The organism is Abyssisolibacter fermentans, from assembly GCF_001559865.1.
GTDB classification, from domain to species: domain Bacteria; phylum Bacillota; class Clostridia; order Tissierellales; family MCWD3; genus Abyssisolibacter; species Abyssisolibacter fermentans.
Window position 1 is genome coordinate 1 of sequence record NZ_LOHE01000095.1, and the last position, 19,200, is coordinate 19,200.

Sequence of the window (19,200 nt, forward strand, 5' to 3'; positions counted from 1 at the left end):
AAACAGCAAACATCATAATAGGATTATAGCCTTTTCTCCCCTTATTAGAATATCTAGCAGTCAAGCTAGAAAAATTTAAATCCTCCAGTATTTTTTTAAGGGAATAGACTGGGTCGGTGGCTGGTAATCCTATTTGATACAGATTAAAGTTAATTACCTGTTGCCCTTTCTCAAAAAATTCATTATAATAGATATTATTCATGGTAATTACATTATACAATGTAACGGGAAGAAGATGGTTATTTTTGACCATCTTTTTTTCTTTTTTTAAATAAATTTTATTTTTAATTAAAAATCAGTATAATTCTTACAGTGATGAGTCATACTGACTTTTTTATATAACTATTTCCCGACAGCCCCCTTTCTATTTTTTTGCCCTCTTCTAATTTTTTTCTAATATTCTTCTAATGAACTTAATCGCTAAAGAACTTATTATCAAATAAATCAGCTACTTCTTGCTGATTTTCTTGAAATAAATGTGTATAAATATATATATCTACAAAGCAGCCAAGAAAAACAATCAATACAAGATATCTATAGTCACCTTAAAATAGCCTAATAATTTTTAAAATTGCTTAAGTAAAGTTTATAAATTACAAAACAATCTGGGGAATTGTATATATTACCAATGTCGACAATATATTTGATGTTCCTTCTTTTGAATAAAGATTTTTCTTTTTTAGAATGAAGAAGGATAATAAATATATTAATAGAAATATATATTTAGAAAAATAATTTGGTTGCATAGGAGGAAAAATATGCTAGAGATAAGAAACATCGAACCAGAATTGACTTACAATATTAGGCATACTGTTCTACGACCACTACAACCAGTTGAGGATTCAATGTATAATACAGATCATGCAGAAAATTCATTTCATATTGGGGCATTTTATCAAGAAAGGCTAATAAGTGTCGCATCCTTTATTATTGATAAGAATCCTAATTTTTTTAATGAAAAACAATATCGCTTAAGACAAATGGCAACTCTTAAGGAGTTTCGAAAATTAGGTGCTGGAAGGTCGATTGTAAGCTTTGCAGAAAATATTATAAAGGAACATGGTTTTGATTTTTTATGGTGTAAAGGAAGAGTCTCAGTGCAAGAATATTATAAAAAATTAGGTTTTAGATCGTATGGTGAAGTTTTTGATTATCCTCCTATCGGTCTTCATATTATAATGTATAAAGAGCTTATATAAACTAAACATAAATTTAGGATTGACAATATCTATTTAACTCTAAAAAAATTGTCAATCCTCTTTTTTTATTCCAATTTATCAATTATTCTTTATTAATATTACTTAAGCCATTCAGTATTTTTGATAAACCAATTATTTATATTCCAGATCAATGCCTCTATTTCTTCTTCACTTTCTCCTTTTACAGCCACAGCAGCAATTTTATCTACACTAGAGTTTGCACCATTGAATTCTTTACCAATTAAATCCTTATTAATTTCAAAGCTAATTACCTGATCTTTATAGGGGAAATTAGTATTTATATCGACTAACTTTCCGTTTTGAGGAGGTATTAATATCCATCCTCCTTGTTTGCCCAAATCAGAATAATTATGGGAGTTAATTCCGCATTGACCACGAACCCATTCTCTCGTTAGATTAACGCCAGTTGCATATTCCATAACTGTTTCGACCTTAGCTCCTCCTACTCGACTTGCTATTTCACAAAAAACAATTTCATTTTCATTTGTAATAAAAAACTCAGCATGAAAAGCAATAGTACTTATTGGTGTTGGTAACCTCACTAATATATCCCTTACTGTTTTTTCTAATCTTTTTTGATTAGCATTATTTTTATTTAACATAACAGAACCTAGAAATTTATTACTTTGATAAGACACACCATTATTAATATACCTAGATGAACGACACAAGAGGAGTTTTCCATCTCTGTATAATCCATCTACATGATACATATTTTCACTAATAAATTTTTCAATTTCCCAATTTTGTTTTATCCCTTTATTAAGTAATACTTTTAAGTCGTTTTCATTGTTAATAATAGAAACATCAATAGAAGCAGCCATATCGATAGGTTTAATAACCACTGGATAATCAAATTTTTTTATAAAATCTATTAATTCATATATGTGTTTAATTTTTAAATAATCAGGGAGTTTTACTATCCCTTTTAATATATCTTTCATTTTTACTTTATTCCTAAATGCAATTGCACTCGTACTATCTTGTCCAAGAATATTGTACCTTTCTCTCACATATCCAGCTTTAATAAGGTCATATTCATGAATGGATACTAGATAGTTTGTTTTGGTAGTATTAATGTTTTTTTCAATGTAATAATATAGTAAATCGCTATTGATAAAGTTATCGAAGCCTATTATATTCGGATAATAAGAGCCATATTGTTCTACAGCTTCTTCTCTTGTTAAAAGGTACATATCTTCCTTTACATCTTCTAACCAAGTATAGTATGGATATTTTTCTGGGTTTTTTGATCTGTTTATAATAAATATCGCCATACTTTCCTCCTTAATACTACTTAATTCTCCCAAATCAAATTGTCCTGCAACCAATTATTAAATTTATCTAATTTGTTTTTGATATCTTCCTCTGTATTTCCATTTAATATTGTTGTAGCTATAAAATCTGCACTATCTTTGGGTTCCTCATATGAATTTCCTTCCTTAGCTAATAATTTAAAGTCTACTATCCAATCAAAAAGGACTTCAGCTTTAATCCCAACAAATCTCGCCTTTCTAGGAGGTGTTAAAATAAATCCATAAAGTTTATCGGATTTTTTTTGATTATCCACCTCAATATTAAGACCAGCCTGACATTGAACTGATAGTTTGCTCAAGTTAACTCCATAAACTTCATGTATTACATCATCTATTTTCCCTCCGCCAGTTCTACTAGCTATTTCACATAAAACAATTTCATCTTGGATAGTATGAAAAAGCTCCGCATGAAATGATGTATTTCTTGGTGTCGGTAAAGCCTCTAATAACCTTAATACTTGTTTATTTAACCGAACTGCAAGTGGATTGTTTTCATCCAAAATATAACTACTAGTTGATTTACCATCTTTAAAACCTAGGCAACCTATGTGATATTTGGATACACAAGAAAATTTAACAGTTCCATTAACTACTAAGCCGTCAACATGATACATCTCACCATCTATGAATGTTTCAATCTGAAGAGTATCATAATCTAAACTGGAATCTGATATGAACAATTCTAATTCTTTTTTATCTTTTATAACAAATGTATTCTCTGAACCAGAACCGTATATTGGCTTAATAACGACCGGAAAGCCGTGTTCTTTAACAAAACGATAAATAGTCTTATTTGAATCAATTGCTTGAAATTCAGGAGTTTTAATTTTATATTGCTGCGCGATCTGCTTCATTAATATTTTATTTCTAAACGACTCTGCACTGAAATATGATTGTCCTTCTATACCTAACATCTCTCTTAATTTTGCAGCTCTCAAAATGTCACTTTCTGATAGTGAGATAATTGCTCTAAAATTTAATTTATTATTTAACTCAATTAACCTTTTTTCTACATAAACATCCTTAGTATAATTATCGAATTTTTCTATATGTAGATAATTCAATTTTTCAAACTCTTCGCTCACTTCACTTTTAGTAAATAAAACAATGTCCTCTTTTATGTCCTTTAACCAAGTCTCATAAGGACATCTTTTCTGATTTCTCTTATTTAAAATCGCAATAGTCATTTTATTCACCTACCTATTTTTAAAACTCAAGAACTAAAAAGTGGATCATCTAAAATAAATTGTGTAAACTTAGTTATCTATCCTTCTACTGTTGGTTCAAAATACATGGAAGAAATTAATACTAAACGTTCCCATTCATCTAAATTTGCATCATATTTTACTATTTTTTTTTCTAATAGATTCCCTTCATAGGCTTTATTAACTTCGTTAAAATTAAAGCAAATAAATTCACTTAATTCATCATCCTTTAACTCTAATGAACAAATCACTTGATTAAATTCGTTTCCGTATAAAGGTTTATAACTTATCAAATAATCAGTTAATTTATCTCTTATTTTACCTTCAGCTTTATTTAGTATGTATAATAATAGCTGCATTCTTAATCTGTTGAGAACTTGAAGATAATCACCTTTTTCTAATCCGAAATTCATAGATTTTAAAAGGAGTGATAGATTACTAATTTCTTTTATATCGCCTTTTATAAATATTGAGGATTCCCATTCAGATTCATATGGATTATCTGATGTATGCAAAAGTCCCATTATACTATTAATTCCTCTTAAATCTCTTCTAATAGTTCCTTTTGGAGACTTACATGGTGAATTATTTCCTTTAAGTTTTTTTAATCGTTCATAACAATTTGTTTTATCCTGAGCTTTAACTACTAATGCTAAGCAGATATCAAGAGAAAACAGCATGTCAATTAAGCGATATCTATAACTATCCCATTTTTTCTCGATGTGAACTGCATAAAGCTTGTCTAAATCCTGCGAAGTAGCTTTTACCATTTCATAATAAACCGGCTCAAATCCATTTTCATTTAATTTTTCAATTATTTGTTTAACTAGATTCCTTTGAATTGTATCTGGAGTTATAAGGACAAATAAATGATCCTCCCAAAAATTTATATTAGACATCAATCTCACTCCTTTAATGGATAATTGCTTTTTTCAGAAATAAATAATGTTAATTATAGAGTTATACCTTACTAACTATTTGAAGTTGACTGGTAAAATTATTAATCCTTTTTATCGCCTCTAATATAATATCTTTAGAAAGGGTAAAATTTAGACGGATATTAGTTGGCTCTCCAAATGCATCTCCGGAGACTACAGAAATTAATTGATTATCAAGCAATAAATTAGAAAACGTGCTAACATCTGATATAATTTTATTTTCAAATCTTGCTCCAAAATAGCTAGAAACATCGGGAAATATATAAAATCCTCCATCTGGTTTTATACAATTAATACCAGGAATTTTATTTAATCCATTAACTAATAAATCTCTTTTTTCCTTAAATTCTTGTACTGTGGATTCATTAAAATTTTTTAACGCTGAAATTCCAGCATATTGTGAAATTGTTGAGGGGCTTCCAGTAGCATGACTTTGAAAACTAGTCAAAGCTTCTGCAACATCTAAAGGTGCTACAATGTATCCTAATCTCCAACCTGTCATTGCAAAAACTTTTGAGAATCCATTTGTAATTATAATCCTATCAAGTAACTCTGGGAAAAGTGATGATATGCTTACATGTTTTCCCTCATAAACAAATTTATCGTATATTTCATCAGAGATAATAAAAATATTAGGATGATTTTTTAATATATTTCCTATTTCCAATAGTTCACTTTCGGTATAAACAGAACCTGTAGGATTATTGGGAGAATTAATTATTACTGCTTTTGTTTTTTCAGTTATTGATTCTATAAGTTGCTTATGTGACAACTTAAAATTTGCCGTAGAATTACAACGTACAATTATAGGTTTTGCCCCAGCCAATGATATTTGCTCAGGATATGAAACCCAGAATGGAGATGGTAAAATAACTTCATCTCCATAATCGCAAATAACTTGAAAGACATTATATAAAGGTTGTTTACCACCAGCAGATGTAACAATCTGATTTGGGTGAAATCTAACTTTATTTTGATCCCAAAGGTAATCGGAGATTGATTCTCTAAGCTCTTGTATCCCTGCTGCAGGAGTATAGCCAGTTTGACCATTAACTATTGCTTTTATTCCAGAAAATGAGGCAGCTAAAGGAGGTTCAAGATCAGGTTCTCCTACACTCATATTAATAATATTCTTTCCAGACTTTAATAACATTTTTGTTTTAGCATTTAAAGACATAGTGGCAGATGGTTTTATTTTAGATACTCTACTTGATATTCTATTATTCATATCGTCACCTTCCTTTAATTGATAATATTTCTTCTAAACCTATGCTAATATTTGACCATTTAAGAATCTAATAGTTTACAATAAGCCTTCTCTTCTAGTTGTTTCATTTCTGGAACACCTTGAATGTCAAAGATGTCTTCTACAGATGCAATCTCATTTTCTATTTGAATGGTAGTTTTATTCTTCATTATACTCTCAAATACATCTTCAATTGCCCTATATGTTGCTCTTAAAGCCTGATTCGCATAGATGGAGGCTTTAACACCTAAATCTTCTAATTGTTCCATGGTTATACTTGGATATTTAGTAGGAACAACTACTAATGGTGTTTGGATATCCCAGTTATTAATAAATTCTATAATTTCATCTGGTGTCTTTTCTTTAGAATGTATAAGTATAGCATCTGCTCCTACATTGGCATATGCCTTTGCTCGATTATATGCTTCTTCTTGCCCAAGTTTTGCGATCAGTGCTTCAACACGAGCTATTACAACAAACTCTTTAGTTTGCTGAGCAAGTTTTGCTACTCTAATCTTTGCACAAAATTCCTCAATACTTACAAGGAGTTGTTGCCTATCATCAAATGAATTTAATTTTGGATAAACTTTATCTTCAATACATACTCCTGCTATCCCAGCTGATTCATATTTTTTTACCAATCGGGTAACATTATGTATATTCCCATATCCTGAATCACAATCAGCTATAACTGGAAGATTGCAAGACTCATTCATTATAATTGCAGAATTTAAAAAATCGGTCATGGTTAGGATACTTGCATCTGGAACAGTTTGAACAGTGGATATACCTAGACCACTGGCCCAAATTGCATCAAATCCATGTTTTTCAGCTAATTTGGCACTTAATCCATCATGGGCTCCAGCTATTTTTACTAAACCTTCGTTTTCTAGAGCACTTCTTAATATTCTTGATTTTATATTCATTTTATTATCTCCTTACAGATTAATTAATGTAGATTAAAAATAAGTAGGTTTGTCCTAAATGGGAAGAAGTAGGCAAATGCTATCTAGCCTAAAACTTCTCAATAATGTTAAACAATAAAGTAATTATAAATATCAATAAAAGTATTAATTATTTACCAAAAATCGATACCTTTTCTTCTTCAAAAACACACTTTACCTCAGCTAGAGCATTTTCTGCATACTCTATTGCTTTATCAGTATCTTCACCCTCTGTAATAACATAGCCTAAATAGCAATCATTAAATACCTCAGGTGGCATTCCAACAGAATCTCCAGGATTCTTTAAAAAAATGAAATCTACTACTCCTGGCATATCTCTTATTTCTTCAACACCTTCCCAATGGTCAACTACACCAGATTGTTTAGCCATTAAAGTTTTAGCACAGGATCCTTTGTTTTTTTTAGGCGTAAAATCAAATCGTTCACCTAAGGTAACTAATAGGTTTACAGCAGTTATATCAATACCACTTGCAATCGGGACTAAATCAGTAGTGATACCTCCTCCACCTAAGCGTCCATTAATTTCTACAATTTTAGAACCACTTTCAGTAATCATTAATTCTGCATGGAATCCACAATTATCCAATCCTAACGCTTTGATACCTCTCCTTGTAACATCTAAAATGTCACTCTCTATTTCATTTGATACTCTAGCTGGAAAAGCAAACTGCGGCTCATTAAAAAATTCATCAGTCCATTTTTCTGTAATACCTGCAAAATAGACATTTCCATCTGAAACTACACCTTCAACACTAACTTCATTACCTTCCATAAACTCTTCAACTAGATATTCATTTTTATAGAAAGTAAACATCTTATCCTTTTCTACTGAAGTAGAAGAAATCAATAGGCCATATATGTCGTATAATTCATCTGGACTATTAATCTTGAAAACCCCTTTACTAGCTGATGCACCTACCGGCTTAACAATAAGAGGATATTCCATATCTATACTTGTGTCGTATAGTTCGTCAAAGTTATGGAATTTTGTGAATTTTGGATGTGGAACATTATGTTTTTTAAGTACTTCCCGCATCTTACCCTTATTTCTTGCCCCTTCTGCTGCCTCTATAGGACTACCTTTTAAGTTCAATTCTTTAGCAACAACTGCAACAGGAACTACATCTCTATCCCAAAACGTTATAACTCCGTCAAACGGGATTTCCTTATTTGCCTTTTTTACTTTATCTAGTGTCTCATCAATATCATAAGTGTTTGCCTTAATGTAGTGGTCTACATAAGGTTTTGACCATTCAGGCAAATCTGGACCCACAACAGACACTGTTAATCCTAATCTCTTTGCGGTTTGTAAAGTTTTAATTTTCTCACTATAGGTTGCATTCAAGAATAATATATTTTTTTTCTCCACCATAAAATATTCCTCCTGATTATGTTTTAGTAAATACTGAAATGCGTACATATTTTAAATATTCAATTAAATACCATGAGCAACTGCCTATGTTATTTAATTTTTCGAGATTAAAACAAATCTCTAAAGCCTATTCCCGACGCTTCCGTCATAATTATTTTACTTTCATTAGTTAATGGTCCTCCTAAAAGAGAGTCATCTGCACAAAACAGATGCGAGTCTAAATCAAACTTAGTTATTACTCTCTTAGCACAAGCAAGATGAGCAGCAGCACTTATGCTCAATTTACTCTCATTAGTGCAACCAATCATGCATTCTATACCAATACTTTCTGCGATGGAACATATTTTTAGTGCATTATAAATACCACCGGTTTTAATAAGCTTAATGTTTATTAAGTCTGCTGCTTTTTTTTGTATAATATTTAATACATCACTTGGGCTATGTACACTTTCGTCTGCTAATATTGGCGTCTTTACATTTTTTGTTACAAAAGCCATGCCATCAATATCTTTATAATGAACTGGTTGTTCTACTAGCTCAATGTCTAATCCCATATCTTCCATCTCTGATATGATTTTAATAGCTTCTTTTGGTTTCCAGCCTTGATTAGCATCTACCCTTAACTTTATATTTTTCCCAACAGCTTTCCTGATCTCACTAATTCTAGATATATCTTGTTTATATTCTTGTCCTAGTTTTATTTTTAGTGTGTTGAATCCCCTGTTTGTAGCATCTAAACTATCATTTACCATTTCAGTAATTGGATTTAAACTTATACTAATATCTGTTTCTATTTGCCTCCTATAACCTCCAAGGATAGTATACAAAGGTTTATCTAAATATTGTGCATATAAATCAAAAATTGCCATATCTATTGCTGACTTAGCACTGGTATTATTTAAAATACGGTTATGAATTTCTATCATTATTCCTTCAAAGTTTTCTAAATTCATTCCTGTGATTTTATTTCCAATATGTTCTAAAGTAGCTTTTATAGAATCCTTTGTTTCACCTGTTACAAAAGGATGAGGTGCAGCTTCTCCATAACCTACCAATCCATTGTCTGTAATAATTTTTACAATGATATTATTTATACTATCAACTGTTCTAATACTAGTGTTAAAAGGTTTGATAATAGGAATATTGATTTCACTAGTTTGAATTTTAAAAATTTTCATTCTAATCATCCTTTATTAATATTATCTATTAGATTTGGACAACACCAACTCTTTGATTGTTAAAGTTAATAACAAAATGCTTTTGATTGTACACTAAATCATTTTGAGAAAAATTATATCCTTGTATTGACGTTTCATAAACTTTTAGACAATTATATAGGTCATATACTGTATCACTGTCCGATGAGTTAAGTGGTTTTAATTCTAGTAGTTGTCAGTAATCATCACTTTATCCACCCCCATTTAGTACTATTTTTAGCTTGTTGCAGAACTCTGCAACTCGCAAAAACAACTTTTTTTATTATATTGAAATGACTGAATCTCCCCATTTTGGGGTATATATACAGTATCAAGTTGTGTATAACTTAAGAAAGGAGAATCCTATGCCAATTTCAGCTAAACAATTAAACTGTTGTGATGTTTCTACTGATTTTGATAAGTTTTATCATCAAAATCAAAATAACTTACTTTCTTTACTTGATCAATTCGTTGATATTAGTACCTTCATACCTTTTTCTTTTTATCAAAGGTATTATGCTCACTTTGGTAAAAAACGAGATTTTTCTTTAGAATCTATGTTAAGATTTTTTATCTTAAAGAACCTTTTATCTATCCCTACTGTTGATCTTCTAATTACTTTAAGTTAATATTTCTCCTGAATTGCGTAATTTTTGTGGCTTTTTAACGGTTCCTTATAAGTCTCAGTTTTCTAGGTTTAAAGCTAATTTCCAAGAAGATTTAAATGAGTTATTTGATAATTTGGTCGATGTTACTGAAACATTCTGTAAAAAAGCCAATCCTTTTCTTGCTTCTATCTTGATTTCAGATATTACTGGCTTTGAGGCTTATGTTACTTAGAATAATCCTAAGTTTTATCAGACTCAACTTCGTAAAGCTAAAGTATTTGCTAAAAAGATAGCTAATGATAATCCTAACTCTACTTTTTATGTTGAAAAGTACGCTCAACGCCAAATGCCTAAGTTTGCTGCTTCTAATCAAGATGCTAAGCTTACTTAGCTTAATAGTCATTTTGGATATTTTCAAAAATGTATTATTGCTACTAATGCCCTTGGTGTTGTTAGGGATGATAATTTTTACGATTCTGATAACAATATTGATCTTGATTTAAGACCTCAAGATATCAAGGATTTATATGATTCTAAATCTTTAACTCCTTCTCTTGAAACTTTTTGTCAGTTACATCCTCAGATATTTTACTTACTTGTATTTCTCAATTAATTGCTCTTATACTTATGTTTAAAACTAAAAACTACGAAAATCCTCTTGCTATTAAATCTAATTGCTTAATGTGAATTATTTTAATTCAATAATTATTTTAAAAAGATTTATTTGAACCTTTATTTTCTTATGCTTTTTTTCTGTGTATAACTTTGTGTTTTAGACATCTAATTGGCTATCTTCTGTGGATAATTTTAAAATTACATTTTACAACTACCTAAGTACTATTTTTAGTAATTATTCTGTTACAGTGATAATCTTTAAAATACTGTCAATTTTTTTAATGCATTTTCAATTGATTCTTTCGTGTCCCCATGTACAATAACACTCCCGATACGGTTAAAGGAATCAGTAAAGGTTTTATCACATCCCCAAGTTTGTGTTCTATTTCGGCACTAATGACCTCTCCTATATTTTTAATTTGATCATGTCCATCTATGCAAACTACTTTCCCAGGAACAGCGGTCAAGTATTTTATAGAAACAAAACTTGATATATTAATTTCTGGAATATCTGTAATAGACCGTTCATTGAGTTGGTAATCTAACATTAAATTAATCATGTTAATTCCTGTTGAAAGCTCTACAAGTTTTATGATTTCATCTCCTCCTAGCCTAGTATGAGACTCAATAATTTTTGGTCCTTTTTTCGTTAGCATTATTTCGGTATGCGCTCGGCCTCTACAAAGGTGTTATCAAACAGTTTTTTCTCTGTAAATGCTAAAATAAATGATGTCCATTTACAGTAAAAGTTTCGACGCTAATTTCAGTTCCTTCTAAAAATTCCTCAACTAGCAAAGGAAATTCTATATTATTTTCCATATAGACCAATAATTCTTCTTTATTATTTATTTGAACAATACCAATACAAGCCCATTAGTCAAGTAGCTTTACTATAAATAGAAAGCCATGCATCAATCCAAAGTTCACCAACTGTTCCTTACGATAATAAACTGCATAATTTACTTTAGATATATTATTTTCATTTAATAATTCCTTTAATTGATGTTTATTTCGGGTTAAATGTGAGGCTAAACTTGAAGTATTTAATAGGTTTAAAACCTCAGAAATTCTACAAGCTATTCCCTGTTCCTTTTCTGTACACATATAACAGCGTCTGTTGGTGTAGTATTTCTACGTCTTTAAGAACCTAATGACTATTATTAAAATCATAGATAAATATTCTGTTAGCATGACCAAAGTACTTTTCATTATATGATTCCTTAGACATTAAAAGAGTAACTCTTACATCTATTTTTCTAATTTCTGTATGTAGGTGGGGAATAGTTACAATACATTGTACAGTATAACTTATCAAACGATATAAATGTACAAATGAGTTAATATATTACATATTCGACATATTCAACATATTCAACAAATAATTTAAATTTCCTTTTTTTTTTTGAAAATTTTATAAAAAATTTCAGTTTACTTTTGTCAAATTTAAGCATTTGCAATTTTTAAAACTATTAGGCTAATTTTAAGTGGTGAAATTTCTTGAACTGAACGAAAAAACTCCAAAAAATTCATTGTCAAGAATACAATTAGAAAATATCTCTCTATAGACAGGATGTTACGAATCCTGTATTTATCAAAGTCTAAATTTTATTTAAGATATTTATAATTGCTTCTATAGTCCATCTTTTAGAGTAATAGTTGATAATAGTTTTACTATCTAGCTCAATATCTGTAGAAATTAAATAAATTGGATTTTTAAATCCATCACCATCTACTTCATAGGAAATAACAACTAGCGCATTCTCTATTTTTGCAACAGGTCCTTCATAAACATAAACCCTATAATCCTTACCCTGACGGTCACTGAGTCTAGGGTAGAAAGATCTATACACTCTGCAAACTGAGGAAATTGAAGCTTTATTCTTCTAGGCTCTATAAGTCTATTTGATTTAACTGCCCCAATAAAGTGGTATCCTTTTTATAAGCTGGTATAAATTATGTCTTTATTTCTATACCAAGAATCGGTAATAACATAAATCTTGTCACACTTTTATTGTACATTAAAGTCAGCAATAAAGTTTATAGCCGTATCTACTTTGCTTATAAAAGTCATATAAATATCTTCACATTGTTCTTTTCTATAGTAAGGCTGGTACTTAATAGGAGTAGATATATCTCCTACTACAAATTTGAAATAACTACACAGTGAAACCATACAGTTTTGCCTTCTATGTGAGAAAAATGATAATTTAGTCCTTCTATTTTTTAGCTGAAGGTTTTGTATTGATGTTACCATCGATGATTAGAAACCCTATAGAATCAGTTTTACATTCTGTTCTAAAACTAGATTCAAGTATGATATAAGATTGAGATTGATTAAGCTATCATCCCACTCAGATTTACTTAAAAATTTATAAATACTGCTAATATCTTTAGCAAATAAAATAACTCTAGAAACTAAAGATATTGATTTATTACCATCTATGACTCTCAAACCATACAGCAGATTACATAAATGATTTAACTGCGGCTTAGTCATTCCATAATTTACATCTTCAATATAGTTGTAAATTTCTTGGTTTAGATTTAGAATATTAGTAGTTGTATATGGCATAGTTCTCAACCCCGTTTAATATTTGTGTGGTAACTTTTCAACATAGATTGGGGATTTATGCCATATTTATTTTTTGGAAGCATTCCCAATTACGAATTTACTTTTACAGAACTAAAGTTATGTAATTAAAATAATTAATTCCCAAGAAATTAGGGTTCTATAATAAATGCTGGGGTACATGAAATATATGTACTCGAACATTTAATTCTTTGCATAATAAAAGCACTTATGAAATAAATCTGCGAAAATGTTAATTGGCGAAAATACACAGAAAGGAGATTTATTCACAAGTGCATTCTAATTTTATCAATAATTTATCAAATTTAAAAGGAATAAAAATAACTAAAATTTCTCATGGTGATTCTTTTGTTAATATCTACATTCGAACTGACCCACGTGAAAACATCTGTCCCGTTTGTGTTGTTAAGACTTCTAGAGTTCACGATTGCTAAGAACAGGTAATTAAGTACTTACCTTTTCAGTTTAAGCACACTTATCTTGTTCTTCATAAAAGAAGATATGTTTGTCTTGTGGAAAGAGATTTTATGAGTCTTATGGCTTTCTTCCTCAATACCGTCGTATTATTAATCGATTAGCTCATTTTGTTTGTCAGGAGCTTACTAAGTTAACAAGTTTAAATTCTGTGGCTAAAGCGGAAGACCTACTTCCATCTCATAAAAAGCATTGCCATTGAGAATATATACTTCATTATCCTCTGGCATTCAGGACACACTGCGTACTAAACTATTTTCTTTATTAGTCATTAAATCACCTTTCCTCTTCTCTGTATTGGCTTCCATGCCGTTAATCATGTCGCCATCTGTATTTAAACGGTTACAAGGCTGAATATGCTTCAGGGATTACAGTCTCCCCTATGGCCTGTACGATTCCCTGTGTACGCTTAACCTCACTGTTGCCAGTTTCGGTCCAACACTCGGTATGGGTGGTTGGCTAGACCTTACCCAACAAGGACTTTCACCCTGTAAGAATTGCCAAGCTTTCTTGGCGCACTAACGTCTGTCGCGTACTCGCATATCGGGTAGTTTATTGTTTCGTTTGCATACGAGCTCAGCAGACTAAAGCCCATAAATATAAAGATGATAGGAGAGCCTTCTCCTGTCACCCGTTATAAATTAGTTTATACCTATTTACTAAACAACTTGTTTCAACCCATTACCAAACTGTTGAGCATGTAAACTTCCATATATTCCGTTTAGTTCCAACAATTCACTATGTGTTCCTCTTTCAGCTATTTTTCCATCCTTTAAAACTAATATTTCATCTGCATCCTCAATAGTAGATAGTCTATGAGCTATGACTAAGGTTGTTCTGCCTATCATTAATTTATTTAGTGCTTCTTGAACTAACTTTTCTGATTCTGTGTCTAGTGATGAAGTAGCTTCATCTAGTAATAATATTGGAGCATTTTTCAGCATTGCTCTTGCTATGGCTATTCTCTGCCTTTGTCCTCCTGAAAGCTTGGTGCCTTTTTCTCCTACAAATGTATCGTAGCCGTCCTCCATATTTACAATAAAATCATGGACGTTAGCCATTTTAGCTGCATTTACTACCTCTTCAAAGGTAGCATCTTCCTTACCTTGTCTAATATTCTCTATTATGGTTCCTGAGAATAAATATGCATCCTGTGGAACATATGCAATATTATTTCTTATATCCCTTATAGTCTGATTAGAAATTGACTTCCCACCTATTGCGATATTCCCTTCCTTAGGTGGATAGAAATTTAGTAATAGCTTAAAAATTGTACTTTTCCCTCCACCACTAGGACCAGTCAGTGTATAAACCTTACCTTTAGGTACGTTAAATGTAAGTTCTGATAAGACACTTTCATTATCATACTCAAAGCTAACATTATGAAAGCTAATCTCACAGTTTTCTTCTACTTCATAATCTCCTGTTAATTTAAAACTCTCAGGCTCTTCCTCTTCATCTAATATTTCAAACAATCTATCAGCAGCTGCAAGGGAGCCTTGAAGCTCAGATATAAAATCTCCGAAGTTTCTAGCTAGTGAGCTTAGTCTACTTTGGAGCTGATCGACTGCAATAATCACCCCTACTGATATCTCACCTATGATTACTAGATATGAACCAACTACCACTGTTCCTCCAAAGCTAATTATTCCAATAATATTGTTCAAGGCTGACAATAAGGATTTTTGATTTACTCTATCCTTTGAAACTTCATATAACTCTATATTTCTCTTATTATATTTGTTTAATATAACATTGCTGATATTAAAGCTCCTAATGACATAAACTCCCTCTAATAAGTCTGTCAATTTTTCATTTAGTTTAGATAGGCTCTCTTGTACCTTCAGACTCATATTCTTAAGAATTTTTGCATAGTAGATATTTACAAAAAGGCTTAAACCTCCAACTATTATAGATATAACACCTAAGCGCCAGTCTAAAACAAAAGTGAATATTAAGGTACCTACTCCAGTTAATATTCTAGAGGAAAAATCAATAAAATAGCTTGAGTATGCTTTTTCAACCTCATTTATATCGTTAGTAAGTCTAGAAACCAACTCACCGCTATGCTTTCCCTTTATATAATTTAGGGGTAGGATCTTTATTTTATTGAATACATTCTTTCTTATATTACCTGTAGTCACTATAGCAGCATATTGTGCTATATAAGTAAATATTGGATAAGAAACACGCATAGATATTGCATATATTCCATATTTCTTTATTGCATCTATCATTGTTGACCATTTTTTTAAAGCTATGGCATCAAACATATTCTTGAAAATTAAAGAAATGAATACTTGAAATAAGAGGGAAAATAAAGCAACCATTAATAATCCAAAAATATATGGTATGAATGACTTCCTCATAAACTTAAAGATTCTTAGAAAGCTACTATTCTTTTTCACTTACACCACCTCTTTTCTTAGTGTCAATTCTTGATTTTTAAGTTGCTTGTTATAAAGCTCAGTGTAGACTCCATTTAAATCTATTAATTCATCGTGACTTCCTTCTTCAACAATTATTCCATCCTTTAAGACCAGAATTTTGTCTACGTTTTTTATAGTCGATAGTCTATGGGCTATGATTAAGCTGGTTTTACTTTCTATGAAGTTTTCAAGTGCTTCTTGAACTAATGCCTCAGATTCTGTATCTAGGGCAGATGTTGCTTCATCTAGTAAAAGTATTGGTGCATCCTTTAATATCGCCCTAGCTATGGATAATCTTTGTTTTTGCCCTCCAGAAAGGGTGTTTCCTAATTGTCCTACAACTGTTTCATACCCCTTTTCAAATTCGTTTACGAAGGCATCTGCATTGGCACTTTTAGTAGCCTGAATGATTTTTTCACTCTTAGCATCTAGCTTACCATAATTAATATTTTCTTTTATTGTTTCAGGAAAAAGAAATGTATCTTGAGCAACTAGTGCAGAGCAATTCCTAAGACCATTTAAATTCCACTGCTTAAGCTCCTTATCCCCTACTTTTATTTTGCCGCTGTAATTATCATAGTATCCAAGCAATAGATTAATAATTGTACTTTTCCCTCCACCACTTGGTCCTACTAAGGCAACTGATTCTCCATTTCTTACAGTAAAGCTGAGACCATTTAATACAGTATTATCATTATCAGGATAAGAGAATGCTACATTATTGAAGCTAATCATATTTGAAGCTTTAACTATATCAAAATTAGAACCATCTTTCCTTTCCTCTACTGTATCGATTATTTCAAAGACTCTATCTACAGCTGCCAGGTTACTCTTTAGCTCTCCCACTAGTCTAGGAAAATAACTTACCGGATTAGTCAAATAATTTAGTAAATCCATGAATGCTAGTAAACTACCTACAGTCATAGTGCCTTCTATAGCCCAATATCCACCTATAATAAATGTTGTAAAAAAAGGTATTATTCCTAATATTAAAGAAAAGCTTTGTAATACTGACATTGTCTTTGCAAGACGTTTCCCACTTGCCACGCTATCATTAACAACATCATCATGTTTTTTTCCAAGGCTTTCTTCAAGATTATATGCCTTGGAAATCTCTATTCCTCCAATTACATCTTGTACTATGGAATTTACCTTCCCGAGCTTTTCTTGAAGCTCCTTGCTTATTTTACCTATAGGTGCACTTAAGATGCTCGAGCCTATTATTAATACAGGAGTTAATAATAAACTTATTACAGTCAGCTTCCAATTCAATATACAGAGGTATATCAAAGCTCCTATTGCAGAAAGAGGAATTAGTATCATCTCTGATACTGATGTAGATAAAAATGTCTTTATTTTGTTAATATCATTTGTTGCCCTAGATACATAATCCCCTGAATGCTTTTCTTCTAGCTTGCTAATAGGAATGCATACAGCTTTCTCAGCCATCTGCTTTCTTAGTTTAGTTATTCCAGATTCAGTATATATTCCATATAGCTTATTTTTAAAATAGACTAATAAAGTCTCAATCAAAAAAACAATAGCTCCAAGGTATAGTGTTTGTTTAAAATGCATCATATCCTTATTAGTAGCTGCATCTAAAAATTCTTTTATAATATAAGATGTGACTATGTTTGTAACTGCTATAAAGACTGTACATATTAGCCCAATAATAAAACAGGGTTTCTTAGGAAAAGTTCTTAGTAATCTCATGAATTTTCCTAAGTTGTTCTTTTTCTCCAATATTATCACTTCCATACAATATTTTGTAATTATAATTATAATGTTTACGATTATATTGTCAAGTGTTTATTAACTGAAAAAATTGCTAAATTGAATCTGTAAAACTTGAAAAATCAAAACATAATAAGCTAACTCACTAAAAGTGAGATTTTTAAACTATCATTTTTAGCTTTACAAAGATATGAAGTTTCCATCCAAACCATCTTATGTTGTTACAATTCGTATCTCGCTTCATTCCCCAGTTAGGATTAGTACCATAATCAATAATATGTTTCTTAGGTTTCGCAGTTTCAAAGGCATCCAATTTAGTTGAATCAATAGAACTATAGTCTCCATCAATAATATTGAGTTCCTTTGCTTTTAGTACTAAGCTATAAAACAAGGATTCGAGTTCTTGGTTTTGAGTCAAACGTTCAAGAAATCTACTAAAAGTTGATTCTGATAAAATCTGACCAAGAACATAAAACCACAGCAATACCCTAAAATGGAATTATGCTTTAGGTTTAAAACAAGGTCTTTGATGGTTTGAATCTTTTCTACCTGCATTGCAATAAGAGCATATATGATAGAAGCTGGGTCATAGCCCTTAGGTCCTTAGAATCAGTAGGTTTCTTTAGTGAGCTAACTAATTTTGATACATCAATTTGAGATAAGATCATTTCTAATTTACTTTAGTTAGGTAATTTTAAAAGCCTAATTGGTAATACTGGCTAGATTATGATATAAATCATAATTTATCCAGTAAAAATAGATATAAATACCCAATTTAAGTATTTACAATTTTAAAAATTATTAGGCTATTTTAAGGTGACTATAGATACCTTGTATTGATTTGTTTTTCTTTGCTGCTTTGTAGATATATAATACAAATTCCTTTACTAATAATTTCTTCTGATATTCTATAGTTTCTCCAATAGTCATAAGGATCGAATCTTCGTACTGCACCTACAATCTTGTTTTAAGCACATAACACCTATACCCGTCGCGTTGTAATACCCCATTTTTCAGATGCTTCTTTTGCTGTGATATAATCCATATAGATTAACCTTTCATAGAATATTCTTACATTTCATATTATATATCGCAAGCGCGAACAATACAAGATTTATATATAACTATAAAGCACGTCATAAGGCTTAACTTATATAATCGAGTATAAGGCGGTGCCTAACCGCCGTCCTCTCACACCACCGTGCATACCGTTCGGTACACGGCGGTTCAACAAGTTAACAAGTAGATGATATCTTTGTATTAAGCGTAGGATATAAATGTCAAGTTAAAAA

General features: G+C 30.7%; 20 protein-coding genes. 3 read left to right on the forward strand and 17 right to left on the reverse strand.

Annotated elements, in window-relative coordinates; all coding sequences use genetic code 11:
* The coding region (locus AYC61_RS21765; protein ID WP_420806819.1) for a hypothetical protein at nt 1-202 on the reverse strand (202 nt) is incomplete at its 3' end.
* A gap of 556 nt (nt 203-758) precedes the next feature.
* On the opposite strand from AYC61_RS21765, the gene AYC61_RS18565 reads away from it, so the two are divergent.
* Nucleotides 759-1,199, forward strand: a complete 441-nt coding sequence (locus AYC61_RS18565; protein WP_066506629.1) for a GNAT family N-acetyltransferase — start codon at nt 759-761, stop codon at nt 1,197-1,199.
* A 98-nt stretch (nt 1,200-1,297) separates the two neighbouring features.
* Here AYC61_RS18565 and AYC61_RS18570 read toward each other — a convergent pair whose 3' ends face one another.
* The 7 genes from AYC61_RS18570 to AYC61_RS18600 all read right to left on the reverse strand — a co-directional run bounded on the left by AYC61_RS18570 (nt 1,298) and on the right by AYC61_RS18600 (nt 9,440).
* Nucleotides 1,298-2,497 carry an ATP-grasp domain-containing protein gene (locus tag AYC61_RS18570; RefSeq protein WP_066506632.1) on the reverse strand — a complete coding sequence of 400 codons (1,200 nt, stop codon included), beginning with the start codon at nt 2,495-2,497 and terminating at the stop codon, nt 1,298-1,300.
* A gap of 20 nt (nt 2,498-2,517) precedes the next feature.
* Nucleotides 2,518-3,723 carry an ATP-grasp domain-containing protein gene (locus tag AYC61_RS18575; RefSeq protein WP_066506635.1) on the reverse strand — a complete coding sequence of 402 codons (1,206 nt, stop codon included), beginning with the start codon at nt 3,721-3,723 and terminating at the stop codon, nt 2,518-2,520.
* A 77-nt stretch (nt 3,724-3,800) separates the two neighbouring features.
* Nucleotides 3,801-4,640: a nucleoside-diphosphate kinase gene (locus AYC61_RS18580; RefSeq protein WP_066506638.1), complete on the reverse strand. Its 840-nt coding sequence runs from the start codon at nt 4,638-4,640 to the stop codon at nt 3,801-3,803.
* 61 nt (nt 4,641-4,701) lie between these two features.
* On the reverse strand, nt 4,702-5,907 hold the full coding sequence (locus tag AYC61_RS18585; protein ID WP_066506641.1) for a pyridoxal phosphate-dependent aminotransferase: 1,206 nt from the start codon (nt 5,905-5,907) through the stop codon (nt 4,702-4,704).
* 59 nt (nt 5,908-5,966) lie between these two features.
* On the reverse strand, nt 5,967-6,851 hold the full coding sequence (locus tag AYC61_RS18590; protein ID WP_066506643.1) for an isocitrate lyase/phosphoenolpyruvate mutase family protein: 885 nt from the start codon (nt 6,849-6,851) through the stop codon (nt 5,967-5,969).
* Nucleotides 6,852-6,999: 148 nt separating this feature from the next.
* The gene (locus AYC61_RS18595) at nt 7,000-8,262 is read right to left on the reverse strand and encodes an ATP-grasp domain-containing protein (RefSeq protein WP_066506648.1); all 1,263 of its coding nucleotides are present in this window, start codon (nt 8,260-8,262) and stop codon (nt 7,000-7,002) included.
* Between the two features lie 107 nt (nt 8,263-8,369).
* Nucleotides 8,370-9,440 (reverse strand): dipeptide epimerase, encoded by a 1,071-nt coding sequence (locus AYC61_RS18600; protein WP_066506649.1) that lies wholly within the window; start codon nt 9,438-9,440, stop codon nt 8,370-8,372.
* A 383-nt stretch (nt 9,441-9,823) separates the two neighbouring features.
* Between AYC61_RS18600 and AYC61_RS18605 the strand changes: the two genes are divergently transcribed.
* Entirely contained in the window at nt 9,824-10,087 is a 264-nt protein-coding gene (locus AYC61_RS18605) for a transposase (RefSeq protein WP_066506650.1), read from the forward strand.
* Nucleotides 10,088-10,959: 872 nt separating this feature from the next.
* Here AYC61_RS18605 and AYC61_RS18610 read toward each other — a convergent pair.
* The 5 genes from AYC61_RS18610 to AYC61_RS18620 all read right to left on the reverse strand — a co-directional run bounded on the left by AYC61_RS18610 (nt 10,960) and on the right by AYC61_RS18620 (nt 13,253).
* Nucleotides 10,960-11,337 (reverse strand): hypothetical protein, encoded by a 378-nt coding sequence (locus tag AYC61_RS18610; RefSeq protein ID WP_066506652.1) that lies wholly within the window; start codon nt 11,335-11,337, stop codon nt 10,960-10,962.
* 217 nt (nt 11,338-11,554) lie between these two features.
* The gene (locus tag AYC61_RS21610) at nt 11,555-11,785 is read right to left on the reverse strand and encodes an ATP-grasp domain-containing protein (RefSeq protein WP_162265487.1); all 231 of its coding nucleotides are present in this window, start codon (nt 11,783-11,785) and stop codon (nt 11,555-11,557) included.
* 494 nt (nt 11,786-12,279) lie between these two features.
* Nucleotides 12,280-12,531: a hypothetical protein gene (locus AYC61_RS18615; RefSeq protein ID WP_066506653.1), complete on the reverse strand. Its 252-nt coding sequence runs from the start codon at nt 12,529-12,531 to the stop codon at nt 12,280-12,282.
* 158 nt (nt 12,532-12,689) lie between these two features.
* Nucleotides 12,690-12,854, reverse strand: a complete 165-nt coding sequence (locus AYC61_RS21465; protein WP_156456526.1) for a hypothetical protein — start codon at nt 12,852-12,854, stop codon at nt 12,690-12,692.
* Nucleotides 12,855-12,950: 96 nt separating this feature from the next.
* Nucleotides 12,951-13,253 carry a hypothetical protein gene (locus AYC61_RS18620; RefSeq protein WP_066506655.1) on the reverse strand — a complete coding sequence of 101 codons (303 nt, stop codon included), beginning with the start codon at nt 13,251-13,253 and terminating at the stop codon, nt 12,951-12,953.
* A gap of 461 nt (nt 13,254-13,714) precedes the next feature.
* On the opposite strand from AYC61_RS18620, the gene AYC61_RS22315 reads away from it, so the two are divergent.
* Complete coding sequence (locus tag AYC61_RS22315) at nt 13,715-13,849, forward strand: hypothetical protein (RefSeq protein ID WP_420806820.1); 135 nt, start codon at nt 13,715-13,717, stop codon at nt 13,847-13,849.
* A 555-nt stretch (nt 13,850-14,404) separates the two neighbouring features.
* Here the strand turns inward: AYC61_RS22315 and AYC61_RS18625 are convergent.
* From AYC61_RS18625 to AYC61_RS22145, 4 genes are all read right to left on the reverse strand, one after another.
* Nucleotides 14,405-16,153 (reverse strand): ABC transporter ATP-binding protein, encoded by a 1,749-nt coding sequence (locus tag AYC61_RS18625; protein WP_066506659.1) that lies wholly within the window; start codon nt 16,151-16,153, stop codon nt 14,405-14,407.
* Nucleotides 16,154-17,917, reverse strand: a complete 1,764-nt coding sequence (locus AYC61_RS18630) for an ABC transporter ATP-binding protein (protein ID WP_066506663.1) — start codon at nt 17,915-17,917, stop codon at nt 16,154-16,156.
* Nucleotides 17,918-18,068: 151 nt separating this feature from the next.
* A complete protein-coding gene (locus AYC61_RS18635) occupies nt 18,069-18,392 on the reverse strand; it encodes a hypothetical protein (RefSeq protein ID WP_066506665.1) in 324 nt (107 codons plus the stop codon).
* 317 nt (nt 18,393-18,709) lie between these two features.
* A complete protein-coding gene (locus AYC61_RS22145) occupies nt 18,710-18,838 on the reverse strand; it encodes a hypothetical protein (protein WP_275935266.1) in 129 nt (42 codons plus the stop codon).
* Between the last annotated feature and the right edge of the window lie 362 nt (nt 18,839-19,200).